This window comes from Streptomyces sp. NPDC057253, from assembly GCF_042669125.1.
Lineage (GTDB): Bacteria > Actinomycetota > Actinomycetes > Streptomycetales > Streptomycetaceae > Streptomyces.
Window position 1 is genome coordinate 14,114 of the sequence record NZ_JBHUXV010000091.1, and the last position, 24,551, is coordinate 38,664.

At 70.0% G+C, this 24,551-nt stretch carries 22 protein-coding genes; 16 read left to right on the plus strand and 6 right to left on the minus strand.

Annotated elements, in window-relative coordinates:
* Positions 1–161: 161 nt before the first annotated feature.
* The 8 genes from recG to mutM all read left to right on the plus strand — a co-directional run bounded on the left by recG (position 162) and on the right by mutM (position 7,411).
* Positions 162–2,363, plus strand: coding sequence for an ATP-dependent DNA helicase RecG (gene recG / locus ACFULQ_RS35515; RefSeq protein ID WP_383551965.1), 2,202 nt, complete (start codon positions 162–164; stop codon positions 2,361–2,363).
* Positions 2,364–2,403: 40 nt separating this feature from the next.
* The gene (gene rsmD / locus ACFULQ_RS35520; protein ID WP_383551967.1) at positions 2,404–3,006 is read left to right on the plus strand and encodes a 16S rRNA (guanine(966)-N(2))-methyltransferase RsmD; all 603 of its coding nucleotides are present in this window, start codon (positions 2,404–2,406) and stop codon (positions 3,004–3,006) included.
* Positions 3,007–3,032: 26 nt separating this feature from the next.
* Positions 3,033–3,512, plus strand: coding sequence for a pantetheine-phosphate adenylyltransferase (gene coaD / locus ACFULQ_RS35525; protein ID WP_383552001.1), 480 nt, complete (start codon positions 3,033–3,035; stop codon positions 3,510–3,512).
* 57 nt (positions 3,513–3,569) lie between these two features.
* On the plus strand, positions 3,570–4,637 hold the full coding sequence (locus tag ACFULQ_RS35530) for an ATP synthase F0 subunit B (RefSeq protein ID WP_383551969.1): 1,068 nt from the start codon (positions 3,570–3,572) through the stop codon (positions 4,635–4,637).
* Positions 4,638–4,780: 143 nt separating this feature from the next.
* Positions 4,781–5,431, plus strand: a complete 651-nt coding sequence (locus ACFULQ_RS35535; protein ID WP_383551971.1) for a YceD family protein — start codon at positions 4,781–4,783, stop codon at positions 5,429–5,431.
* A gap of 2 nt (positions 5,432–5,433) precedes the next feature.
* Entirely contained in the window at positions 5,434–5,607 is a 174-nt protein-coding gene (rpmF, locus tag ACFULQ_RS35540; protein ID WP_006139588.1) for a 50S ribosomal protein L32, read from the plus strand.
* A gap of 19 nt (positions 5,608–5,626) precedes the next feature.
* A complete protein-coding gene (rnc, locus tag ACFULQ_RS35545) occupies positions 5,627–6,445 on the plus strand; it encodes a ribonuclease III (protein ID WP_383551973.1) in 819 nt (272 codons plus the stop codon).
* A 105-nt stretch (positions 6,446–6,550) separates the two neighbouring features.
* Positions 6,551–7,411, plus strand: a complete 861-nt coding sequence (gene mutM / locus ACFULQ_RS35550; RefSeq protein ID WP_383551975.1) for a bifunctional DNA-formamidopyrimidine glycosylase/DNA-(apurinic or apyrimidinic site) lyase — start codon at positions 6,551–6,553, stop codon at positions 7,409–7,411.
* On the opposite strand, the gene ACFULQ_RS35555 is transcribed toward mutM, so the two are convergent.
* Together ACFULQ_RS35555 and ACFULQ_RS35560 are read right to left on the minus strand one after the other, a co-directional pair.
* Positions 7,384–7,785, minus strand: a complete 402-nt coding sequence (locus ACFULQ_RS35555) for a winged helix-turn-helix transcriptional regulator (RefSeq protein ID WP_383551977.1) — start codon at positions 7,783–7,785, stop codon at positions 7,384–7,386. The genes mutM and ACFULQ_RS35555 overlap by 28 nt on opposite strands.
* 71 nt (positions 7,786–7,856) lie before the next feature.
* Positions 7,857–8,936: a CAP domain-containing protein gene (locus ACFULQ_RS35560; RefSeq protein WP_383551979.1), complete on the minus strand. Its 1,080-nt coding sequence runs from the start codon at positions 8,934–8,936 to the stop codon at positions 7,857–7,859.
* 173 nt (positions 8,937–9,109) lie between these two features.
* Between ACFULQ_RS35560 and ACFULQ_RS35565 the strand changes: the two genes are divergently transcribed.
* From ACFULQ_RS35565 to ACFULQ_RS35580, 4 genes are all read left to right on the plus strand, one after another.
* Positions 9,110–9,391: an acylphosphatase gene (locus tag ACFULQ_RS35565; protein WP_031041224.1), complete on the plus strand. Its 282-nt coding sequence runs from the start codon at positions 9,110–9,112 to the stop codon at positions 9,389–9,391.
* A 382-nt stretch (positions 9,392–9,773) separates the two neighbouring features.
* On the plus strand, positions 9,774–9,977 hold the full coding sequence (locus tag ACFULQ_RS35570) for a hypothetical protein (RefSeq protein ID WP_016432419.1): 204 nt from the start codon (positions 9,774–9,776) through the stop codon (positions 9,975–9,977).
* Positions 9,978–10,199: 222 nt separating this feature from the next.
* Positions 10,200–13,805: a chromosome segregation protein SMC gene (smc, locus tag ACFULQ_RS35575; protein ID WP_383551982.1), complete on the plus strand. Its 3,606-nt coding sequence runs from the start codon at positions 10,200–10,202 to the stop codon at positions 13,803–13,805.
* Between the two features lie 152 nt (positions 13,806–13,957).
* Entirely contained in the window at positions 13,958–15,376 is a 1,419-nt protein-coding gene (locus ACFULQ_RS35580; protein ID WP_383551984.1) for a sugar porter family MFS transporter, read from the plus strand.
* Between the two features lie 115 nt (positions 15,377–15,491).
* On the opposite strand, the gene ACFULQ_RS35585 is transcribed toward ACFULQ_RS35580, so the two are convergent.
* From ACFULQ_RS35585 to ACFULQ_RS35595, 3 genes are read right to left on the minus strand one after another with little or no spacing between them, the layout of a single operon-like run.
* Positions 15,492–15,869, minus strand: a complete 378-nt coding sequence (locus tag ACFULQ_RS35585) for a hypothetical protein (RefSeq protein WP_383551986.1) — start codon at positions 15,867–15,869, stop codon at positions 15,492–15,494.
* A 52-nt stretch (positions 15,870–15,921) separates the two neighbouring features.
* A complete protein-coding gene (locus ACFULQ_RS35590) occupies positions 15,922–16,893 on the minus strand; it encodes an LLM class flavin-dependent oxidoreductase (RefSeq protein ID WP_383551988.1) in 972 nt (323 codons plus the stop codon).
* Between the two features lie 53 nt (positions 16,894–16,946).
* Positions 16,947–18,362, minus strand: coding sequence for a cytosine permease (locus tag ACFULQ_RS35595; RefSeq protein WP_383551989.1), 1,416 nt, complete (start codon positions 18,360–18,362; stop codon positions 16,947–16,949).
* A gap of 94 nt (positions 18,363–18,456) precedes the next feature.
* Here ACFULQ_RS35595 and ftsY point away from each other — a divergent pair, with 94 nt between their 5' ends.
* Positions 18,457–19,653, plus strand: coding sequence for a signal recognition particle-docking protein FtsY (gene ftsY, locus ACFULQ_RS35600; RefSeq protein WP_383551991.1), 1,197 nt, complete (start codon positions 18,457–18,459; stop codon positions 19,651–19,653).
* A 216-nt stretch (positions 19,654–19,869) separates the two neighbouring features.
* Here the strand turns inward: ftsY and ACFULQ_RS35605 are convergent, their stop codons facing one another.
* Positions 19,870–20,526, minus strand: a complete 657-nt coding sequence (locus ACFULQ_RS35605; RefSeq protein WP_383551993.1) for a bifunctional DNA primase/polymerase — start codon at positions 20,524–20,526, stop codon at positions 19,870–19,872.
* A gap of 434 nt (positions 20,527–20,960) precedes the next feature.
* Between ACFULQ_RS35605 and ACFULQ_RS35610 the strand changes: the two genes are divergently transcribed.
* The 3 genes from ACFULQ_RS35610 (at position 20,961) to ACFULQ_RS35620 (ending at position 24,441) form a co-directional block, all read left to right on the plus strand.
* Complete coding sequence (locus tag ACFULQ_RS35610; RefSeq protein ID WP_383551995.1) at positions 20,961–22,466, plus strand: hypothetical protein; 1,506 nt, start codon at positions 20,961–20,963, stop codon at positions 22,464–22,466.
* A gap of 314 nt (positions 22,467–22,780) precedes the next feature.
* Entirely contained in the window at positions 22,781–24,106 is a 1,326-nt protein-coding gene (locus tag ACFULQ_RS35615) for an ammonium transporter (protein ID WP_383551997.1), read from the plus strand.
* Positions 24,103–24,441: a P-II family nitrogen regulator gene (locus tag ACFULQ_RS35620; RefSeq protein WP_383551999.1), complete on the plus strand. Its 339-nt coding sequence runs from the start codon at positions 24,103–24,105 to the stop codon at positions 24,439–24,441. Before ACFULQ_RS35615 ends, ACFULQ_RS35620 begins: the two co-directional genes overlap by 4 nt.
* Positions 24,442–24,551 lie beyond the last annotated feature (110 nt).

Genomic DNA, 24,551 nt, shown 5'->3' on the forward strand with positions numbered 1-24,551 from the left:
GCGCCGGTGGGGGGAACGTTCGCGCGGCGCGGGGTCGGGCGGTCCCGGGTGGGGCGGTGACCGCGGGGGATGGCCGGAGCGCGCCATCCTAAGTCCCCAACCAGCCGTCTGACCAGGGGTTTCCCAGCATGTATACGGCAATGTCAGTGGCGTGGTGTGCAATGGATCTCGTGCCCGCACTGGAAGAACCGTTGAAGAAGGTGCTCGGCCCCGCCACCGCGAAGGTGATGGCCGAGCACCTCGGCCTGCACTCCGTCGGCGATCTCCTGCACCACTACCCGCGCAGATACGAGGAGCGGGGGCAGCTCACCCACCTCGCCGACCTCCCCCTGGACGAGCACGTCACCGTGGTCGCCCAGGTCGCCGACGCCCGCCTGCACAGCTTCGCCTCCGCCAAGGCTCCGCGCGGCAAGGGACAGCGTCTGGAGGTCACCATCACGGACGGCAGCGGCCGCCTCCAACTGGTCTTCTTCGGCAGCGGAGTCCACAAGCCGCACAAGGAACTCCTGCCGGGCACCCGCGCGATGTTCGCCGGCAAGGTCTCCCTCTTCAACCGCCGCCTCCAACTGGCGCATCCGGCCTACGAGTTGCTGCGCGGTGACGCCGAGGAAACCGTCGAGACCTGGGCCGGCGCCCTGATCCCCATCTACCCCGCCACCGCCAAGCTGGAGTCCTGGAAGATCGGCAAGGCGATCCAGACGGTCCTGCCCAGTGCCCAGGAGGCGCTGGACCCGCTCCCGGAGTCCCTCCGTGAGGGCCGGGGCCTGGTCACCCTCCCCGAAGCCCTCCTCAAGATCCACCGCCCGCACACCAAGGCCGACATCGCCGACGCCCACGCCCGCCTCAAGTGGGACGAGGCCTTCGTCCTCCAGGTGGCCCTGGCCCGCCGCCGCCACGCGGACGCCCAACTCCCGGCCATCCCGCGGAAACCGGCTCCGGACGGCCTCCTCACCGCCTTCGACGACCGCCTCCCCTTCACCCTCACCGAAGGCCAGCAGAAGGTCTCGAAGGAGATCTTCGACGACCTGGCCACGGACCACCCGATGCACCGGCTGCTCCAGGGAGAGGTCGGCAGCGGGAAGACGATGGTGGCCCTGCGCGCCATGCTCGCCGTCGTCGACGCGGGCGGGCAGGCCGCCATGCTCGCCCCCACCGAGGTGCTCGCCCAGCAGCACCACCGCTCGATCGTCGAGATGATGGGCGAGCTCGCGGAGGGCGGCATGCTCGGTGGGTCCGAGCACGGGACCAAGGTCGTGCTGCTCACCGGGTCCATGGGGACCGCCGCGCGGCGGCAGGCGATGCTGGACCTCGTCACCGGCGAGGCCGGGATCGTGATCGGCACGCACGCGCTGATCGAGGACAAGGTGCAGTTCCAGGACCTGGGCCTGGTCGTGGTCGACGAACAGCACCGCTTCGGGGTCGAGCAGCGGGACGCCCTGCGCGGAAAGGGCAAACAACCGCCCCACCTCCTCGTCATGACGGCCACCCCCATCCCGCGCACCGTCGCGATGACGGTCTTCGGCGACCTGGAGACCTCCGTCCTGGACCAGCTCCCGGCCGGCCGCTCCCCGATCGCCAGCCATGTCGTCCCCGCCGCCGACAAGCCCCACTTCCTCAGCCGCGCCTGGGAGCGGGTCCGCGAAGAGGTCGAGAACGGCCACCAGGCCTACGTCGTCTGCCCCCGCATCGGCGACGAGGAGGACGACCCGAAGAAGGGCAGGAAGTCCGCGGAGGACGAGGCCGAGAAGCGCCCCCCGCTCGCGGTCCTGGAGATCGCGGACCAGCTCACCGCGGGCCCGCTGCGAGGTCTCCGGGTCGAGGTCCTGCACGGCCGGATGCACCCCGACGACAAGGACGCGGTCATGCGCCGCTTCGCCGCGGGCGAGACCCACGTCCTCGTCGCCACCACGGTCATCGAGGTCGGCGTCAACGTCCCCAACGCCACCGCGATGGTCATCATGGACGCCGACCGCTTCGGCGTCTCCCAGCTCCACCAGCTGCGCGGCCGGGTCGGCCGGGGCTCTGCGGCGGGCCTGTGCCTGCTGGTCACGGAGGTGCCGGAGGCGAGCCCGGCTCGCCAGCGTCTGAACGCGGTCGCCTCCACCCTGGACGGCTTCGAGCTCTCCCGCATCGACCTGGAGCAGCGAAGGGAGGGCGACGTCCTCGGCCAGGCCCAGTCGGGCGCCCGGACCTCCCTGCGGGTCCTCGCCGTGATCGAGGACGAGGAGATCATCGCGGAGGCGAGGCAGGAGGCGACGGCGGTGGTGGAGGCGGACCCGGAGCTGACGGCACTGCCCGGCCTGCGCACAGCCCTGGACGCGCTATTGGACGAGGAGAGGGAGCAGTACCTGGAGAAGGGCTGAGAAACTGAAGCCGTAACCACTCCCCGAGCAAGGACCGAAGATGACCCGCGTGATCGCCGGCCGGGCCGGCGGACGCCGACTCGCAGTCCCGCCAGGCAATGGCACCCGCCCCACCTCCGACCGCGCCAGAGAAGGCCTCCTCTCCACCTGGCAGTCCCTCCTGGGCGGTCCCCTGGACGGTGAGAGGGTCCTCGACCTGTACGCGGGCTCGGGAGCGGTGGGTCTGGAAGCCCTCTCCCGCGGCGCGAGCCACACCCTCCTGGTCGAGGCCGACGCGCGAGCCGCGCGCACCATCCGGGAGAACGTCAAGAGCCTCGGCCTGCCCGGCGCCGAGGTACGGGCGGGCAAGGCGGAGCAGATCATTCAACAACCGGCGCCGGCGCAGCCGTACGACATCGTCTTTCTCGACCCGCCCTACCGAGTCTCAGATCACGATCTTCGCGAGATTCTCCTCACACTCCGTACCGAACACTGGCTAGCGCCCGAGGCCCTGGTCACCGTTGAGCGCAGTACCAGAGGGGGCGAATTCGCCTGGCCGCCCGGTTTCGAGGCGGTCAAGGCCCGTCGCTACGGCGAGGGAACGTTTTGGTACGGTCGCGCCGCCACGGGCGACAACGCCTCTGCGTGCGAAGACGCACGATGACCGGACCGGAGAGCGAGGGATCTCAAGTGCGCCGCGCCGTCTGTCCCGGGTCGTTCGACCCGATCACCAACGGACATCTCGACATCATCTCCCGCGCCTCCAGGCTGTACGACGAGGTCTACGTCGCGGTGATGATCAACAAATCGAAGAAGGGCCTCTTCGAGATCGACGAGCGGATCGACCTGATCCGCGAGGTCACCGCCGAGTACGGCAACGTGATCGTGGAGTCCTTCCACGGCCTGCTGGTCGACTACTGCAAGGAACGCGACATCCCGGCCATCGTCAAGGGCCTGCGCGCGGTCAGCGACTTCGACTACGAGCTCCAGATGGCCCAGATGAACAACGGCCTCAGCGGTGTCGAGACCCTCTTCGTGCCGACCAACCCCACCTACAGCTTCCTGTCCTCCTCGCTCGTCAAGGAGGTCGCCACCTGGGGCGGAGACGTCTCCCACCTGGTGCCCCCGAGGGTCCTGGAAGCGCTGAACGAGCGCCTCCGCAAAGGCTGATGGGGCTACAGTCGTCCCGTCCGTCTCCAACACAGCTGTAGAGAGTGGCGAGCACAGGTGGACGTGCAGAAGAAGCTCGACGAGATCGTGGCCACGGTCTCCGGCGCCCGGTCGATGCCCATGTCGGCCTCGGTGATGGTCAACCGCGCCGAACTGCTCGCGCTGCTGGAGGAGGTGCGCCAGGCCCTGCCGGGTTCCCTCGCGCAGGCCCAGGAGCTGATCGGCGACCGTGAGCAGATGGTCGAGCAGGCCCGCCAGGAGGCCGAGCGGATCATCGGGCAGGCACACGCCGAGCGCGGCTCCCTGATCTCCGACACCGAGATCGCCCGCCGTTCCCAGGCCGAGGCCGACCGGATCCTCAGCGAGGCCCGCCAGGAGGCCGAGGAGGTCCGCGCCGAGGCCGACGACTACGTCGACTCCAAGCTCGCCAACTTCGAGGTCGTCCTCACCAAGACCCTCGGCTCGGTCGGCCGTGGCCGCGAGAAGCTCCTCGGCACCGGTCCCGGCCTCGACGAGAACGGCTACGAGGACGAGGACGCCCCCGAGCGAAGCCACGACCCCGAGACCCTGCGCAAGGACGCCGACTCCTACGTCGACGCCAAGCTCGGCGCCTTCGAGGCGGTCCTCGCCAAGACCCTGGAGGCGGTCGGCCGCGGCCGGCAGAAGCTGCACGGCCGTATCGCCACGGACGACCTCGGCGCCCTCGCCGACGACCTGTCCACCGTCCAGCACTCCAGCGACGCCGACTACCTGGCCGACCTCGCCGCTCTCGCCGAGCAGGACAGCCGGGCGGCGGCCCACGCGGCCCAGGCGGCGGGCGCCGCGGCCGAGCAGCAGGACTACGCCCAGCAGGCGGCGTACGGCTACCAGCAGCAGACCGACGCCTACGCGGGCTACCAGCAGCAGCCCGACCCGTACGCCCAGCAGGACCCGTACGGCTACCAGCAGGCCGATCCCTACGCCTACCAGGGCTACGACCAGGAGCAGCCGGCCTACGACCCGAACCAGGCCCAGCAGCCGCAGCAGGCGCAGCAGTCCTACGCCCTGGACGAGACCAGCCTCTTCGACACCGGCATGATCACGCCGGAGCAGCTGAGGGCGTACGAGCAGGGCCGCGGCCAGTGAGGAACCGGTGAGGGACCACCGGATTGGGCCGTGAGCGAAAGGTCCAGTATCCTGGCTCTTCGGTCGCGCGTACGTCCGCGATCAACGCTGCCCGGGAACACCGAAGGGCGGCGTCCCTCTGAGCTCGAAGATCGAAAGCAGGAATGGCTTCCAACGCGCGCCTCGACCACCGCAACCCTCTCGTGTTCGACACACACGAGCTGGGGCGGCGTCCTGGCGCGCTGCAGCGCCTGACCCGTGAGATCGACGCCCCCAAGGATCTCGGGATCCAGGGAGTGATCGGAGTGCCGGAAGGCGCCCCGGTCGAGCTCGAACTCCGCCTTGAGTCGGTCATGGAAGGGGTGCTTGTCACAGGCACCGCCCGTGCACGGGCCAAGGGGGAGTGCGTAAGGTGTCTGGAGCCGCTGGAGCTGGAGCTCGAAGCGGACTTCCAGGAGATGTTCTCGTACCCTGACGCCGACGACCGTGGCCGTGTGAAAGCGGAACCGGTCGACGACGCCGAGGAAGACGAGGACAGGCTCTTCATCGAGGACGGCCTGTTCGACCTCGAACCCGTGCTGCGTGATGCGGTGGTGCTCGCACTGCCGATGCAGCCGGTGTGCCAGGACGACTGTCTGGGCCTGTGCTCCGAGTGCGGGGCGCGGCTCACGGACGACCCGGACCACCACCATGACGCCGTCGACATCCGTTGGGCGGCACTGCAGGGACTCGCCGGTTCACTCGAAGACGGCGAGAAGGACGAGATGAGCGGCGCTGACGCGGAAGCGGGCGTCGACGAGAAGCAGGAGAAGTAGCCGTGGCTGTTCCGAAGCGGAAGATGTCGCGCAGCAACACGCGCCACCGCCGGTCGCAGTGGAAGGCTGCGGTCCCCACCCTGGTTGCGTGCGAGCGCTGCCACGAGCCCAAGCTGCAGCACATCGCGTGCCCCGCTTGTGGCACCTACAACAAGCGCCAGGTCCTCGAGGTCTGAGCGGCTGGTGAGAGGCACTGTGTCCACTCCGAAGAAGAACTCGGGCGACAACCAGGCCTCGTCCCACACGCTGTTGGAAGGGCGGCTCGGGTACAAGCTCGAGTCCGCCCTTCTGGTGCGTGCACTGACCCACCGGTCCTACGCGTACGAGAACGGCGGTCTGCCGACCAATGAGCGCCTGGAGTTCCTCGGGGACTCCGTGCTGGGGCTCGTGGTCACGGACACGCTGTACACCACCCACCCCGACCTGCCCGAAGGCCAGTTGGCCAAGTTGCGGGCCGCGGTGGTCAACTCGCGTGCGCTGGCGGAGGTCGGCCGTGGGCTCGACCTGGGCTCCTTCATCCGGCTCGGCCGTGGTGAAGAGGGCACGGGCGGCCGGGACAAGGCGTCCATCCTCGCCGACACCCTGGAAGCGGTGATCGGCGCTGTCTATCTCGACCAGGGTCTGGATGCGGCGAGCGAGCTCGTCCACCGGCTGTTCGATCCGTTGATCGAGAAGTCCTCCAACCTCGGTGCCGGCCTGGACTGGAAGACCAGTCTCCAGGAGCTCACCGCGACCGAAGGACTCGGTGTGCCCGAGTACCTGGTCACGGAGACCGGCCCCGACCACGAGAAGACCTTCACTGCTGCCGCCCGCGTCGGAGGCGTCTCGTACGGCACCGGCACCGGCCGCAGCAAGAAGGAGGCGGAGCAGCAGGCCGCGGAGTCCGCCTGGAGGTCCATCCGGGCCGCCGCGGACGAGCGAGCCAAGGCGGCGGCGGCGAAGGCCGTCGACATCGCCGAAGCCGTCGAAGCCTCCGAGGACGACGACGAGGGTCCGTCGTCCGTCTCCGCCTGACGCCTGGCAACAGCGCGTCCTGAAGCACAGCGCGGTCGAGCGCCTGTCCCAGCACACCGGGGGCGGGCGCTCGGCTCATACACCGGTCCGTGACGGGGGAGCCCCATGCCCGAGTTGCCCGAGGTCGAGGTCGTACGGCGCGGTCTGGAGCGGTGGGTCGCCCACCGTACGGTCGCCGAGGCCGAGGTGCTGCACCCGCGTGCGGTACGGCGCCACCTGGCCGGCGCCGACGACTTCGCGCACCGGCTCAAGGGGCACCGCGTGGGCACCCCGAGCCGGCGCGGCAAGTACCTGTGGCTGCCGCTGGAGGACACCGACCAGTCGATCCTGGCGCATCTCGGGATGAGCGGTCAGCTGCTGGTGCAGCCGCACGCGGCGCCCGACGAGAAGCACCTCAGGATCCGCGTCAGGTTCGCCGACGAGGTCGACACCGAGCTGCGCTTCGTGGACCAACGCACCTTCGGCGGACTGTCGTTGCACGACAACACCCCCGACGGGCTGCCCGACGTCATCGCGCACATCGCCCGCGACCCCCTCGACCCGCTCTTCGACGACGAGGCCTTCCACCAGGCCCTGCGCCGCAAGCGCTCCACCATCAAACGGGCCCTGCTGGACCAGTCGTTGATCAGCGGGGTCGGCAACATCTATGCGGACGAGGCCCTTTGGCGCTCCCGCATCCACTACGAGCGCCCGACCGCCGGCTTCACCCGCCCGCGCACCGCCGAACTCCTCGGCCACGTACGGGATGTGATGAACGCGGCCCTGGAGGTCGGCGGCACCAGCTTCGACAGCCTGTACGTCAACGTGAACGGTGAGTCGGGGTACTTCGACCGGTCCCTCGACGCGTACGGCCGCGAGGGGCTGCCCTGCAAGCGGTGCGGTACGCCGATGCGCCGGCGGCCCTGGATGAACCGGTCCAGCTACTTCTGCCCGCGGTGTCAGCGGGCGCCGCGCGTCACGTCGTAGCGCTCGCGGGCGGCCAGGACGTCGTCCATGCGACCCTCCACGAAGTGGATGAGGCCCAGGAGGCGCTCGGCGACCTCATGGCCGAGCGGCGTCAGCTCGTAGTCCACCCGGGGCGGGTTGGTGGGCTGGGCCTCGCGGTGCACCAGGCCGTCGCGCTCCAGCGCCTGGAGCGTCTGGGAGAGCATCTTCTCGCTCACGCCGTCGACCCGGCGGCGGAGTTCGTTGAAGCGCAGCGAGCCCTCGTACAGGGCGCCGAGGGTGAGTCCGCCCCAGCGGCCCGTCACGTGCTCCAGGGTGCCGCGCGAGGGGCAGGCCTTGGCGAACACGTCGTACGGGAGGTCCCGCGCCTCCTGGGGCTGCTGCGTGATGTCCATATCACAAGCGTACAGCGCTAACCGACAGGTTGCACTAACCGCAAGTTAGTGCAACCTGTCGAGAGGCTTCGTCAGTAGCCGAAGTCCTGCGTCCACCACGGGCCGCCGGAACCGAAGACCACACCCACGCCCAGCGTCTTGAAGTCGCAGTTCAGGATGTTGGCCTTGTGGCCGGGGCTGTTCATCCAGGCTTCCATGACCGCCGCCGGGTCGGACTGGCCCCGGGCGATGTTCTCGCCGCCGAGGCTGGTGATCCCGGCCTGCGCGGCCCGGTCCCACGGCGAGGCGCCGCTCGGGTCGGTGTGGTCGAAGAAGCCCTGCGCGGCCATGGCCTTGCTGAAGTCCGCGGCCAGGTCGGCCAGTGCGCTGTTGGCGGAGACCGGGCTGCACCCGACCTTGGCCCGCTCGACGTTCACCAGCTGGAGGACCTCGGCGGCGGCCGCGGCCTCCGTGGAGACCTCCACCGGCGCGGTGGTCTCCTTCTTCGCCGGCTCCCGCTCCTTCTGCGGAGGAGTCGCCTTCGGCTTCTTGCTGGGGGTGGTGGCCTGCGGCTTCTTCGTCGGCTTCTCGGTCGGCGCGGCCGTCGAGGTGGACGGGGCCGGCGCGGGGGAGGCGGAGCGCTCGGCGTCGCGGCTGGTGGAGCTGCCGTCCTCGCGGCCCTCGGCGGCGCTGCCGGAGGTGCCGCCCTGTTCGGCGGGCGAGTTGGTCGGCGACCCGGCGGCCTGCACATCGCCGCCGGTCTTGGTGCTGCCGCCGATCTTGTAGTTGTCCAGGCCCGGCACCACCCCGGTGGCGACCGCGACCGTGCCGATCGCGACGGCCGCGGAGACCCCGAGCAGACCGGTCTTCACCGGCGTGACCAGGTTCTTCTTGCGCCGGCGGTGCGAGCCGGCGCGCCGGGGGCCGTCGGCGGGCGTGTAGTCCTCGCCCCGGTACAGCGCGTACTCCTCCTCGGACGCGAACAGGTAGGCGTCACTGCGCGCGTAGGGGTCCGGCTCCTCGTGGGTCAGGTAGGGGGCGGTGCCCACCGAGGCGAAGTTGTACGAGTCCTGCGGGTCGAAGCCGCTCCGGTGGGAGCTGTATGTCTCTGTGACCCCCGTGGCGCGGCCCGTGGCGGCGCGGCCGGCGGCGGAGCGTCGGTGGCGTCCCATGTCCTTGCCTTCCTCGTCTTGTTTGTGCGGTCGACGCGTCCCCCCGGCCAACCAAAGTCACGAAACCCACACGATCGAGTGAGTTTCGTATGAGATTCATTGGCAGCGGACAGTACCGCATGGCGCCAGAGGAAGGAGTGTCCGGAGAGACATTGGCCGGTTAGGTTGCACCCATGAGCGAGGATGTACGACTGGTCGCCTGGGTGCGCGGACGCGTCCAAGGTGTGGGTTTCCGCTGGTTCACCCGGGCGAAGGCCCTTGAGATCGGCGGCCTGAGTGGTTTTGCTCTCAATTTGGACGACGGACGGGTCCAAGTGGTCGCGGAGGGACCGCGCAAGGGGTGCCAAGGACTCCTGGAGTGGCTCCTGGGTGACGACACGCCCGGCCGCGTGGACGGCGTCACCGAGATCTGGGACACACCCCGCGGGGGTTACGACGGCTTCGCCATCCGATGAGACGTTTCTGTAAAACCGCCCAGGCGGAAGCGGACGGACGTGCCACCGGCACGTGCCCCCAGCAGAAAGGTGCTGGTGGTTGCCAAGAAGCGCCTGCCGTGGCAGGCTCCGCACCTAAGATTGATCGCCACGCCCCGGGGGCCCCGAGCACGCCGCAGCGCCGCCGTTCCAGGCCGCGCCGGACCGGGTTGCCCACCAATACGGGGCGTGATCGTGTTGACCGTCAAACTTTTTGGTGAGACGCTGAAAGCACCCCGCGCACCTTAGCTGTTTGGCATGGTTGAACGGCACCACGAACTCAAAAGTGTCAAGCACCGCGGGTGCGAATCCCTCACGACCCACACCGCTTCGGTCGGTCACTCAGTGTGGAGGACCATCCATCATGGCAAAGGCGCTTCTCGGTTACGTCGGCGGCTCCGACCCTCGACTCCTCGCCGAGATGCGACGGCTCCAGCAGCGCGTCCAGGACCTGGAATCCGAGCTCGTACGGATCCAGGCGGAGAACGACGCGCTCGCGGCTGCCGCTTCTCACGACAGGATCATGGAGAGCATCGACGCACACCAGGCGGAGCCTGCGCTCACCTGATCGCTGCATCGCTCCACGACAGCTCACGCAGTGTTCGGGCGGCCCGTATCAACCGCTAAGTTGTCAGAGTTTGCAAGGGACGCTTCGGCGTCCCTTCTTTCTTGCCCCGCGCATCCTTTCACCCTCTTTAACGTTTGGTGTGCCCTGCGTGTTCAAGGGTGAAACCGCGGGGGAGAGCGCGTTCATGGAGTGAGACACCCCCGGAAGGTAGAGTCCAGCGGCGTGCACCTCAAGGCCCTGACCCTCCGCGGGTTCAAGTCGTTCGCCTCGGCGACCACGCTCCGGTTCGAGCCGGGGATCACGTGTGTCGTGGGGCCCAACGGCTCGGGCAAGTCCAATGTCGTCGACGCCCTCAGCTGGGTCATGGGCGAGCAGGGCGCCAAGTCGCTGCGCGGCGGCAAGATGGAGGACGTCATCTTCGCCGGCACCACCGGCCGCCCGCCGCTCGGCCGGGCCGAGGTGTCCCTGACCATCGACAACTCCGACGGGGCGCTGCCCATCGAGTACGCCGAGGTCACCATTACGCGGATCATGTTCCGCAACGGCGGCAGCGAGTACCAGATCAACGGCGACACCTGCCGTCTCCTCGACATCCAGGACCTGCTCTCCGACTCCGGCATCGGCCGCGAGATGCATGTCATCGTCGGCCAGGGCCAGCTCGACTCCGTCCTGCACGCCGACCCCACCGGCCGCCGCGCCTTCATCGAGGAGGCCGCGGGCGTCCTCAAGCACCGCAAGCGCAAGGAGAAGGCCCTCCGCAAGCTGGACGCGATGCAGGCCAACCTCGCGCGCGTGCAGGACCTGACGGACGAGCTGCGGCGGCAGTTGAAGCCGCTGGGACGACAGGCGGCGGTGGCCCGCAGGGCGGCCGTCATCCAGGCGGACCTCCGGGACGCCCGCCTGCGGCTGCTCGCCGACGATCTCGTACGACTGCGACAGGCGTTGCAGACCGAGGTCGCGGACGAGGCCGCGCTCAAGGAGCGCAAGGAGGCCGCCGAGCAGGAGCTGAAGAAGGCGCTCCAGCGCGAGGCGCTCCTGGAGGACGAGGTCCGACAGCTCACGCCCCGGCTCCAGCGGGCCCAGCAGACCTGGTACGAGCTCTCCCAGCTCGCCGAGCGGGTGCGCGGCACGATCTCGCTGGCCGACGCGCGCGTGAAGAGCGCCACATCGGCGCCGCCCGAGGAGCGCCGGGGCCGTGACCCCGAGGACATGGAGCGCGAGGCCGCGCGGATCCGCGAACAGGAGGCCGAGCTGGAGGCGGCCCTGGAGGCGGCCGAGCGCGCCCTGGAGGACACCGTCGCGCACCGCGCCGATCTGGAGCGCGCGCTGCAACAGGAAGAACGCCGGCTCAAGGACGTGGCCCGGGCCATCGCCGACCGCCGAGAGGGCCTTGCCCGTCTCAACGGCCAGGTCAACGCGGCCCGTTCCCGTGCCGCCTCCGCCCAGGCCGAGATCGACCGCCTGGCCGCGGCGAGGGACGAGGCACAGGAACGTGCCTTCGCCGCACAGGAGGAGTACGAGGCGCTCAAGGCCGAGGTGGACGGCCTGGACGCGGGCGACGCGGAGCTGGCGGAGCAGCACGGGGCGGCCAAGCGGCAGCTGACCGAGGCGGAAGCAGCCCTCACCGCAGCCCGGGAGGCGGCCACGGCGGCGGAACGCAGACGCGCGGCGACGCAGGCCCGCCATGAGGCGCTGGCGCTGGGGCTCCGGCGGAAGGACGGTACGGGAGCGCTGCTCGGCGCCAAGGACCGCCTCACCGGCCTGCTGGGTCCGGCGGCGGAACTCCTGACGGTGACACCGGGCCACGAAGTGGCGTTGGCGGCGGCCTTCGGCGCGGCGGCGGACGCGTTGGCGGTGACCTCACCCGCGGCGGCGGCAGAAGCGATCCGCCTGCTGCGCAAGCAGGACGGAGGACGGGCATCACTGTTGGTCGCCGGAGAAGCAGACCCACCCAGGGGCGCGGGACTGCATCCATTTGCGGCTCCGCCGCGGGGCGCGACCAGCCACGACGGACCCGCAGACGCCACCCATCAGCACGCGGCAGACTTCGTCCGCGCCCCCTCCGACCTCCTCCCCGCAGTAAGACGCCTCCTCCACGGCATGGTGATCGTCGGCACCCTCGAAGACGCCGAAGACCTCGTCTACGCCAACCCCCACCTCACCGCGGTCACGGAAGAAGGCGACCTCCTCGGCGCCCACTTCGCCCACGGCGGCTCCGCGGGCGCCCCGAGCCTCCTCGAAGTACAGGCCTCGGTCGACGAAGCGGCGGCGGAACTCGAAGACCTCGCGATCCGCTGCGAGGAACTCACCGAGGCCCAGCACACGGCCGTAGAAAACCGAAAGACATGCGCCGGCCTCGTCGAGGAGCTCGGAGAGCGCCGCCGGGCCGCGGACCGTGAGAAGTCGGCCGTGGCCCAGCAGCTCGGCCGCCTCGCCGGCCAGGCGAAGGGCGCCGCCGGTGAGGCCGAGCGGTCCACTGCGGCGGCCGCACGGGCGCAGGAGTCGTTGGAGAGGGCCCTCGAAGAGGTCGAGGAACTCGCCGAACGCCTGGCCGTCGCCGAGGAGATGCCGGTCGAGGAGGAGCCCGACACGTCGGTACGGGACCGTCTCGCCGCCGACGGGGCCAACGCCCGCCAGACCGAGATGGAGGCCCGCCTCCAGGTCCGTACGCATGAGGAGCGGGTCAAGGGGCTCGCGGGACGGGCCGACTCCCTGGACCGCGCCGCCCGAGCGGAGCGCGAGGCACGCGCGCGTGCCGAACAGCGGCGGGCCCGGCTGCGGCACGAGGCCGCCGTCGCGGAGGCCGTCGCCTCCGGCACCCGGCAACTGCTCGCGCACGTCGAGGTGTCCCTCGCCCGCGCCGACGCGGAGCGGACCGCCGCCGACGCCGCCAAGGCGCTCAGGGAACGGGAGTTGACCGCCGCCCGCGCCACCGGCCGTGACCTCAAGGCCGAGCTCGACAAGCTCACCGACTCCGTGCACCGGGGCGAGGTGCTCGGGGCCGAGAAGCGGATGCGGATCGAGCAGCTGGAGACCAAGGCGCTGGAGGAGCTGGGCGTCGAACCGGCGGGGCTCATCGAGGAGTACGGCCCCCACCAGCTGGTACCGCCGTCGCCGCCCGCCGAGGGCGAGGAGCTGCCCGAGGACCCGGAGCATCCGCGCAATCTGCCCAAGCAGTTCCACCGGGCCGAGCAGGAGAAGCGGCTGAAGGCGGCCGAGCGGGCCTATCAGCAGCTCGGCAAGGTCAATCCGCTCGCCCTGGAGGAGTTCTCCGCGCTGGAGGAGCGGCACAAGTTCCTCAGTGAGCAGTTGGAGGACCTGAAGAAGACCCGCACGGACCTGCTTCAGGTGGTGAAGGAGGTCGACGAGCGGGTCGAGCAGGTCTTCACCGAGGCCTACCGGGACACCGCGCGGGAGTTCGAGGGCGTGTTCAGCCGGCTGTTCCCGGGTGGCGAGGGGAGGCTGATCCTCACCGACCCCGACAACATGCTCACCACGGGCGTCGACGTCGAGGCGCGGCCCCCGGGCAAGAAGGTCAAGCGGCTCAGCCTGCTCTCCGGTGGCGAGCGGTCCCTCACCGCCGTGGCGCTGCTGGTGTCGATCTTCAAAGCGCGGCCCAGCCCGTTCTACGTCATGGACGAGGTCGAGGCCGCCCTCGACGACACCAACCTCCAGCGGCTGATCCGCATCATGCAGGAGCTGCAGGAGGCCTCGCAGCTCATCGTGATCACGCACCAGAAGCGGACCATGGAGGTCGCCGACGCGCTGTACGGCGTCTCCATGCAGGGCGACGGGGTGTCGAAGGTCATCAGCCAGCGGCTGCGCTAGTCGGGCTTCAATTCTTCAAGACTTGAACACATGTTGGTCACCTGTGCCTCTTTTCTCACACCTCCTCGCTCCTTGACTTCGAAACTTGAAGGCATAGTCTCGTGCATGTTGCATGTAACCGGCACCGTCGCCGGTGGCCCGAGGAGTTGAACGTGAGCAGCACATCACAGGCGCAGAAGTCAGGAGCCGCAGCGGCTCATCCCGATCATCTCGGGCACGTCATCTTCATCGCGGCGGCGGCCGCGATGGGCGGTTTCCTCTTCGGTTACGACAGTTCCGTGATCAACGGCGCGGTCGAGGCCATCCGGGACCGCTACGACATCGGCTCCGCGGCCCTGGCTCAGGTCATCGCCATCGCCCTGATCGGCTGTGCCATCGGTGCGGCGACCGCGGGACGCATCGCGGACCGCATCGGCCGGATCCGCTGCATGCAGATCTCGGCCGTCCTGTTCACGGTCAGCGCGGTCGGCTCGGCGCTGCCCTTCGCGCTGTACGACCTCGCGTTCTGGCGGATCGTCGGCGGCTTCGCCATCGGTATGGCCTCGGTCATCGGCCCCGCCTACATCGCCGAGGTCGCCCCGCCGGCCTACCGCGGCCGTCTCGGTTCCTTTCAGCAGGCCGCGATCGTCATCGGCATCGCGATCTCGCAGCTGGTCAACTGGGGCCTGCTGAACGCCGCCGGCGGCGACCAGCGCGGCAAGCTGATGGGTCTCGAGGCCTGGCAGGTCATGCTCGGCGTCATGGTGATCCCGGCCGTGCTCTACGGTCTGCTCTCCTTCGCCATCCCGGAGTCCCCGCGGTTCCTGATCTCCGTCGGCAAGCACGAGCGGGCCCAGGAGATCCTCGCCGAGGTCGAGGGCGACAAGATCGACCTGGACGCCCGCGTCGCCGAGATCGAGCACGCGATGAAGAGCGAGCACAAGTCGTCCTTCAAGGACCTGCTCGGCGGCTCCTTCTTCTTCAGGCCGATCGTCTGGGTCGGCATCGGGCTGTCGGTCTTCCAGCAGTTCGTCGGCATCAACGTCGCGTTCTACTACTCCTCGACGCTGTGGCAGTCGGTCGGTGTCGACCCGACGGACTCGTTCTTCTACTCCTTCACGACGTCGATCATCAACATCGTCGGCACCGTGATCGCGATGATCTTCGTGGACCGTGTCGGCCGTAAGCCGCTGGCCCTCATCGGCTCGGTCGGCATGGTCATCGGCCTCGGCCTGGAGGCCTGGGCGTTCAGCTTCGACCTGGTCGACGGCAAGTTGCCCGCCGCCCAGGGCTGGACCGCCCTGATCGCGGCCCACGTCTTCGTCCTCTTCTTCGCCCTGTCCTGGGGTGTCGTCGTCTGGGTCTTCCTCGGCGAGATGTTCCCGAACCGGATCCGCGCCGCCGCGCTGGGCGTCGCCGCCTCCGCGCAGTGGATCGCCAACTGGGCCATCACCGCGAGCTTCCCGTCGCTGGCCGACTGGAACCTCTCCGCGACCTACGTGATCTACACGGTCTTCGCCGCGCTCTCCATCCCGTTCGTCCTCAAGTACGTCAAGGAGACGAAGGGCAAGAAGCTGGAGGAGATGGGCTGACGGCCCACCCACGAGCCCGGGGGGAGGGGCCAACACCCCGCCGCCCCTCTCCCCGCTCTTCCGCCGCCCCCGCTCCGGCAACCGCCTGGACCGGGGGCGGCGGAGTCGTACGGGGTCACCAGATGAGGACGCCGCCGCCGATCTCCTCCGCCTTGCGGATGCCGGCCTCGATGATCAGCAGCCGGATCTCGATCTCGTGCCGGTGCTCCTCGACGGTCCGCGGCCGCTGCGTGCCGTGGGCGACCTCGTCGAGCCGGGAGCGCAGCAGCGCCACCTCGCGGCGGAACGCCGGCACGTCCTCGGCTTCGACGAAGAGGTCCTCCTCGGCCAGCACCGGCAGGAAGCGCGCACCGAGCGAGCGCACGAACTCCGAGCCCCACACCGTCGTACGCCACGACTCGAACCCGCCGGACTGGTACACGTCGTCGGGCACGTCGAGGATCCGCCGGCTGCCGTCCGGCTCGCGGACGAACACTTCCACCAACAAGCTCATGGGCTCAGTTGACCATCGCGGGGTCCGCGTCGCCCCCCGGATACGGCCCCGCTCAACCGTCCAGTGCCGGCAGCACCCGCTCCGCGAACAGCCGTAGGCTCCGCCAGCCCTCCGTCACCGGCATCCCGCCCACCAGCGGGTGCAGGACGAGGTTGTCGAGTCCCAGGTCCACGCACTGGTCCGGGGTGAGGACGCGGTACACGCCCTCGGCGCGCAGTTCGTCCACCGACGTGGCCGCCGAACGTACCGCCGAGCGGATGTCGCCGGACTGCCAGGAGGCGTAGGTGCGGGCCTCGTGCAGGAAGTGCTCCCCGTGGCGGTCCCACACCTCGTCCGGGTTCTCGGCGATGTGCAGCAGCGGAGTCTCGGCGGTCGGCATCATGGTCCAGCCGTCGGTGCCGTACTCGACCAGCCGCTCCTTGTAGTACGCCTCCAGCTCCGGCAGATGCGCGCTGGGGAAGAAGGGCAGGCCGAGACGGGCGGCTCGCCGGGCCGCGGCCTTGGAGGAACCGCCGACCAGGAGGAGCGGGTGCGGGTCGGTGAGCGGGCGCGGGGTGACCCGTACCGTACGACCGCGGTACTCGAACTCCTCGCCGGTCCAGGCCTTGAGCAGGGTCTCCAGGAGCTCGTCCTGGATCCGGCCCCGGCGCCGCCACTCCACGTCGAACAGGGCGTACTCCTCGGGGCGGTACCCGATCCCGGCGACCGTCACCAGCCGGCCGCCGCTCAGCAGGTCCAGGACGGCGATCTCCTCGGCGAGGCGCAGCGGGTCGTGGAGCGGGCCGATGACCGCGGAGACCGTGACCGCGATGCGTTTTGTCGCTCCGAACACCGCGCCCGCGAAGGCGAACGGCGAGGGCAGCCAGTTGTTGTCGACGCCGTGGTGCTCCTCGGTCTGCACGGTGGTGATGCCGTGCTCGTCGGCGTACGCGGCCATGTCCAGGGCGGCCCGGTAGCGGGCGCCGAGGGAGGCGGGCGTGGCGCCGGGCTCGACGAGGTTGAACCGGACGACCGTCACGGGCATGGGGGTCCTCCTTCACCGGGCGGTTGGTGCGGGGGACGGTAGCTGACGGTGCGTCAGATGGCCATGGCCGCGGGCTCGCCGGACGCGGGTTCGGCGACCGGAGGCTTCGGCAGCACCGCGTACAGCAGCCCCGAGGTCACGATCGTCGCCGCCCAGCCGAGCCCGTACGCGCCGACCGGGTTGTTCGTGGCGAGCGGGCCGGTGAACCAGTCGCAGGTGGTGAAGAGGAGGCCCGCGCCGAGGCCGGCCGCCCACGCGGTGACGGCGGCCGGGCTGAAGCCGCGCCGGTACCAGTAGGCGCCGGTGCGGGTCGTGTCGAGCAGGGCCTCGCCGTCGTACTCCGTGCGGCGGAGCATGTCCGCGCCGAAGACGCCGGCCCAGGCGGAGAAGGCCACCGCGAGGAGGGAGAGGAAGGCGACGAACGTGCCCATGAAGCTCCTCGCGGCCAGCATGAGGATGCCGCCGAGGACCAGGGAGATCAGCGCGTTGAGCGAGACCGCCCACGGGCGCGGGACCCGGAAGCCGAGGGTCTGCGCGGTGAAGCCCGCGGAGTACATCGACATCGAGTTGATCAGCAGCGTGCCGACCAGGGCGGTCAGGAGGTAGGGGACGGCGAGCCAGAGCGGGAGGATCTCGCCGAGGAAGGAGACCGGGTCCGGGGCGGAGGCCAGGTCCGGGGTCGCCGAGGCCATGACCATGCCCATGAGCACCATCGGCAGCACGACCACCCCGGCACCGCACACCGTGTTGCGTACGATCGCCGCCGAGGACGCCGTACCGGGCAGATAGCGCGTGAAGTCGGGAGAGGTGGGCACCCAGCTGATCCCGCCCGCGGCGACCAGCCCGATCCCCGTGATCATCGCCGACGCCGGTCCCGCGCCCCGTCCGAAGACCTCGCTCCAGTCCGTCTCGACGACGAGACGGGCCAGCACCAGGACGGAGAACGCGCCGAACAGCCAGGTCGCCCAGGTCGTGCACCTGCGCAGGGCCCGGATGCCGAGGCCGGAGATCGCGAAGCTCGCGGCCACGAAGAGCAGCAGCGTCACGACGATCAGCGCGGTGCCGCTCGGGACGCCGAAGAGGATGTCCAGGACGGTGAGCAGGGCGTACGCGCCCGTCACCGCGTTGATCGTCTCCCAGCCCCAGCGGGCGACCCAGATCAGCGCCCCGGGCAGCAGGTTCCCGCGCTGACCGAAGACCGCGCGGGACAGGGCCATGCCGGGAGCGCCCCCGCGCCTGCCCGCGACACCGATCAGCCCGACCAGGCCGTACGACAGCACCGGCGCGGTGACGCCGACGGTCAGGGCCTGCCAGAAGTTGAGGCCGTACGTCACGGCCAGGCTCGCGCCCACGGTCAGCAGGAGGACGGTGATGTTGGCGGCGACCCAGGTGGGGAACAGGTCCCTGGTCCGTGCGGTGCGCTCGGCCTCGGGCACCGGTTCCAGGCCGTGGGTTTCCAGGGCACTCATGGTGAATCACCATATATGGGATGAAACGACCTCGGGCGGGGCCTGCGTCCTCCAGGGAGCCCTCGCGGGGGAGGGATGGATACTGGGGGGCGTTATGGAAACCGTCATCCTTGCTGTAGTCATCGCCGTGGTCGTGCTCGGTGTGCTCGGCGGGCTCGTCGTCGGCAGCCGGCGCAAGAAGCCGCTGCCCCCGCCGCCCCCCGCCGCGCCCGACATCACCGCCCCTCCGGCCGAGCCGCACGTCGGCGACGAGGCCGAGACGCCGCGCGACGAACCGCGCCGGACCATTGAGGAGGTGGATCTCCCGGACGGCTCCGCGCCGCCCGTCACCGAAGAGCTCCCGGCGGCGGCCGGGATCGAGATCCCGGAACCCACCGCCGGACGCCTGGTCCGGCTGCGGGCCCGGCTCTCCCGCTCGCAGAACGCGCTCGGCAAGGGGCTGCTCACGCTGCTGTCGCGCGAGCACCTCGACGACGACACCTGGGAGGAGATCGAGGACACCCTCCTCACCGCCGACGTCGGCGTGGCCCCCACCCAGGAGCTGGTCGACGGGCTGCGCGAGCGGGTGAAGGTGCTCGGCACCCGCACCCCCGACGAACTGCGCGGACTGCTCCGCGAGGAGCTGCTCAAGCTGGTCGGCACCGAGGTCGACCGCACGGTCAGGACCGAGCCGGACGACCGCAAGCCCGGCATCGTGATGGTCGTCGGGGTCAACGGCACCGGCAAGACCACCACCACCGGCAAGCTCGCGCGCGTGCTCGTGGCCGACGGGCGGACCGTCGTGCTCGGTGCCGCCGACACCTTCCGGGCCGCCGCCGCCGACCAGCTCCAGACCTGGGGCGAGCGGGTGGGCGCCCACACCGTGCGCGGGCCCGAGGCCGGCGACCCCGCGTCGGTCGCCTTCGACGCGGTGAAGGAGGGCAAGGAGATGGGGGTCGACGTGGTCCTCATCGACACCGCGGGCCGCCTCCACACCAAGACCGGGCTCATGGACGAGCTCGGCAAGGTCAAGCGGGTCGTGGAGAAGCACGCGCCGCTCGACGAGGTGCTGCTCGTGCTGGACGCCACCACGGGACAGAACGGCCTGGTGCAGGCCCGTGTCTTCGCCGAGGTCGTCGACATCACCGGCATCGTCCTGACCAAGCTGGACGGCACGGCCAAGGGCGGCATCGTGGTCGCGGTCCAGCGGGAGCTGGGCGTGCCGGTCAAGCTGATCGGCCTCGGAGAGGGCGCGGACGACTTGGCGCCGTTCGAGCCGGAGGCGTTCGTGGATGCGCTGATCGGCGAGTAAGGGCCGGTTGCCGACATCGGTCGGCGCGAAGAAGCGCCCGCCCCCAAGGTGCAGTTGGGAGCGGGCGCTGCACCTTTGTGCGCCTAAGCCGGCGCCGCTCTCGCGGACCGGGTGCTCGCCGTCGTGGTTCCTCAATTCATGGTCGCGCTGGTCCGTGGAGAAAGAAGGACCCCGCCGCATGGTGCAGATGCGGACGGGGTCCTTCGCCGGGTACGGCTATGCGCGCGACCGGTGTGCCACGTACGCCAGGGTGCCCAGGAGCAGACGGGCCGCCGGCGGCTTCGTCGCCGTGTCCAGGGACGGTGGTCGTAGCCACTGGACCGGGCCCAGGCCGCCGCGGTCCGACGGGGGAGCCGTGATGTACGTGCCGGGGCCGAGGCCGCGCAGGTCCAGGGAGGTCGCGTCGTCCCAGCCCATGCGGTAGAGGAGTTCGGTGAGGTCGGCCGCGGCGCCGGGGGCGACGAAGAACTGGGCGCGGCCCTCGGGGGTCGCCGTCACCGGGCCGAGGGGCAGGCCCATGCGCTCCAGGCGGACCAGGGCGCGGCGCCCGGCGGGTTCGGCGACCTCGATGACGTCGAAGGATCGCCCGACCGGCAGCATCACCGAGGCGCCGGGGAACTCGCCCCACGCCTTGGACACGTCGTCGAGGGTGGCGCCGGCCGGGACCTGGGGCGCGAAGTCCAGCGGGTGGGCGCCCGGTCGACGGCAGTCGGGGCGGCCGCAGGAGCAGGCGCCCGCCGCGGCCCGCGCGCCCGGGACGACATCCCAGCCCCAGAGTCCGGTGAACTCGGCGACGGCGGTGCACTCCGAGGAGCGGCCGCGCCTGCGCGTACCGGAACGAATCTCCCGAATACCGCCGATCGTGAAGCCCATGCCCCCTCCAACGGGTTCACCGCGCCGGTGGTTACGAGACGGACGCGGCCAGTCACTCTCCGTTTCCTCTTCCGGGCGATGGCGGCGCTCGGAAGTGCCCCGGGTGGTGCGCTGGGTCATACGCGCCCCTGAGTGCACCGCTCCGCCCACCCCCGCTCGGTCTATGTCAAGTGAATCGTGTGGAGGCGACCGTGAGTTCATTCGAAGGGGTGGCGAATGGTGGCGTTTCCGGGATCGCCATGGCTGGACGCGTGATCGTAGGATTACTTTGAGTGCACGAGTCCTGGGGGCACATGCACTTGTGGGTATGCCGGAGGCAAGTCGGTTCCCCGTTCGAAGGCTGACAACTGCCGGACGAACGGCCGTATTTACCGGCATTCTGATAAGGCTTGGCGCACTCGGCGACAAGTGGACTCAGGGATGGGGGCGTTCCAGTGGGCGGCAACAGCGGAAGCGGGACGGGCACCGGGAGCGCCGCGCAGACCAGCTCTCAGGCCGACAAGCGCCCCAACGAGCTGCTCACCTCCTGGTTCGTGCGCAGCGGCTGGTCGAAGGGCGAGCTCGCCCGCCAGGTCAACCGCAGGGCCCGCCAGTTGGGGGCCAACCACATCTCCACCGACACCTCGCGGGTGCGCCGCTGGCTGGACGGCGAGAATCCCCGCGAACCCATCCCCAGGATCCTGTCCGAGCTGTTCTCCGAGCGGTTCGGATGCGTCGTCTCCGTCGAGGACCTCGGACTGCGCGCCGCCCGCCAGTCACCGTCCGCGACCGGGGTCGACCTGCCCTGGACGGGCCCGCAGACCGTGGCCCTGCTCAGCGAGTTCTCGCGCAGCGACCTCATGCTGGCGCGGCGCGGCTTCCTCGGGACCTCGCTGGCCCTGTCCGCGGGCCCGTCCCTCATCGAGCCCATGCAGCGCTGGCTGGTCCCCGGCTCACCCGGCACCCCGCACCGCGAACCCGACCCTGCTTCCGCCCGCCGGGCAGGCCGGCTCTCCCGCCCCGAGCTCGACCTCCTCGAGTCCACGACCGTGATGTTCCGGCAGTGGGACGCCCAGTGCGGCGGCGGACTGCGCCGCAAGGCCGTCGTCGGCCAGCTGCACGAGGTGACCGACCTCCTCCAGGAGCCCCAGCCCGAGGCGACCACCCGCAAGCTGTTCAAGGTCGCCGCCGAGCTGGCCGAGCTCGCGGGCTGGATGTCGTACGACGTCGGGCTCCAGCCCACCGCCCAGAAGTACTTCGTCCTCGCCCTGCACGCGGCCAAGGAGGCCGGTGACAAACCGCTCGGCTCCTATGTCCTGTCCAGCATGAGCCGCCAGATGATCCACCTCGGCCGGCCCGAGGACGCCCTGGAGCTGATCCACCTCGCGCAGTACGGCAGCCGGGACTGCGCGAGCCCGCGCACCCAGTCCATGCTGTATGCGATGGAGGCGCGCGCCTACGCCAACATGGGCCAGCCCGGCAAGTGCAAGCGGGCGGTCCGGATGGCCGAGGACACCTTCGCCGACGCGGACGACTGGGACGAGCCGGACCCCGACTGGATCCGCTTCTTCTCCGAGGCCGAGCTGTACGGCGAGAACTCCCACTCCTACCGCGACCTCGCCTACGTCGCCGGTCGCAGCCCGACCTACGCCTCGCTGGCCGAGCCCCTCATGCAGCGGGCCGTGGAGCTCTTCTCGGGCGACAGCGAGCACCAGCGGTCGTACGCACTCAATCTCATCGGCATGGCCACCGTGCACCTGCTGCGGCGCGAGCCCGAGCAGAGCACTGTGCTGGCGGAACAGGCCATGCACATCGCCAAGAAGGTCCGCTCCGAGCGTGTCAACACTCGTATTCGAAAGACGGTGGACACGGCCGTACGCGATTTCGGCGATCTCGCCGAGGTCGTGGATCTCACCGACAAGCTCGCCGTGGAGCTCCCGGAGACCGCGGAAGCCGTCTGAATCCCTTGAACCCCGGCCGCGGCCGGCCCTCCCGAACTGCCCGACTCGGCTCCCCCATGCCAGGTCATCGGAAGGCCGACCGCGGCCGGTTTCCTTCCTTCTACGAAGGTTGCGCCACGATAACGATCGGCGCGGCCCATATCCGCCAGTTCATCGACGCGTAACACGCAAGGCGTCTTCGTCACCCCGGCGAAACAACGAGGGGCTTCCACCGAAACCGCGCTGCGCCAATCTCATGGCGCATAACCGGCCCACCCCTCAATCCCGCTCTGGCTTCGCCCGCACGGGGCCGTACCTACGACGAGGAGACGCCGATGGCACCAGCCATCACGCTCGCCGCGGACAAGCTGTCCGTGGCCAACACAGGCTTCATGCTGATCTGTTCCGCTCTGGTGCTGATCATGACCCCGGGTCTGGCCTTCTTCTACGGAGGCATGGTCCGCGTCAAGAGCACCCTCAACATGCTGATGATGAGCTTCATCAGCATGGGGATCGTCACCATCCTGTGGGTGGTCTACGGCTTCTCCATGGCGTTCGGTACCGACCATGGCTCGCTCATCGGCTGGGAGAACGACTTCTTCGGCTGGACCGGAATCGACAAGGGCGACATCTGGTCCGGGTACACGATCCCCGTCCTCGCCTTCGCGGTCTTCCAGATGATGTTCGCCATCATCACCCCCGCCCTGATAAGCGGAGCGATCGCCGACCGCGTGAAGTTCAGCGCCTGGTCGCTGTTCGTCCTGCTGTGGGCGACGGTCGTCTACTTCCCGGTCGCGCACTGGGTCTGGGGCACCGGCGGCTGGGCCTTCGAGCTCGGTGTGATCGACTTCGCCGGTGGTACGGCGGTCCACATCAACGCGGGTGCCGCGGCGCTCGGCGTGATCCTGGTCATCGGCAAGCGGGTCGGCTTCAAGAAGGACCCGATGCGCCCGCACAGCCTCCCGCTGGTCATGCTCGGCGCGGGCCTCCTGTGGTTCGGCTGGTTCGGCTTCAACGCCGGCTCCTGGCTCGGCAACGACGACGGCGTCGGCTCCCTGATGTTCGTCAACACCCAGATCGCCACCGCCGCCGCCATGCTCGCCTGGCTCGCCTACGAGAAGATCGCGCACGGCGCGTTCACCACGCTGGGCGCCGCCTCCGGCGCGGTCGCCGGCCTGGTCGCCATCACCCCGTCCGGTGGTGCGGTCAGCCCGATCGGCGCGATCGTCGTCGGTGTCGTCGCCGGTGTCGCCTGCGCCGCGGCCGTCGGTCTGAAGTACAAGTTCGGCTACGACGACTCGCTCGACGTCGTCGGTGTCCACATGGTCGGCGGTGTCATCGGCTCCCTGCTGATCGGCCTCCTCGCCAGCGGCAAGGGCCAGTCCGACGTCAAGGGCCTCTTCTACGGCGGCGGCATGGACCAGTTCTGGAAGCAGTGCGCCGGTGTCTTCGCCGTCCTCGCCTACTCCCTGATCGCCTCCGCGGTCCTCGCCTTCCTCCTCGACAAGACCATCGGTATGCGGGTCAGTGAGGACGAAGAGGTCTCCGGTATCGACCAGGCCGAGCACGCCGAGACCGCGTACGACTTCAGCGGCGCGGGCGGCGGTTCCGCCAAGGTCTCCGTCGCGGCCGCTGCCGAGTCGAAGAAGGTGGACGCATGAAGCTCATCACCGCCGTCGTCAAGCCCCACCGGCTCGACGAGATCAAGGAAGCCCTCCAGGCCTTCGGGGTCCACGGCCTGACGGTCACCGAGGCGAGCGGCTACGGTCGTCAGCGGGGCCACACCGAGGTCTACCGCGGTGCCGAGTACACCGTCGACCTGGTCCCGAAGATCCGCATCGAGGTCCTCGCCGAGGACGACGACGCCGACCAGCTGATCGACGTCATCGTCAAGGCGGCCCGCACCGGCAAGATCGGTGACGGCAAGGTCTGGTCCCTGCCGGTCGAAACGGCCGTACGGGTCCGGACGGGCGAGCGCGGCCCGGACGCGCTCTGACCGAAGAACAGAACAGGAGCGGCTGGGTGACGAGCACGGACGTGCACAAGGACGTAGAGGACTCGGGACCCAGCGGCTACGCGGCGGCCCGGCTGCGCCTCCTCCAGGAG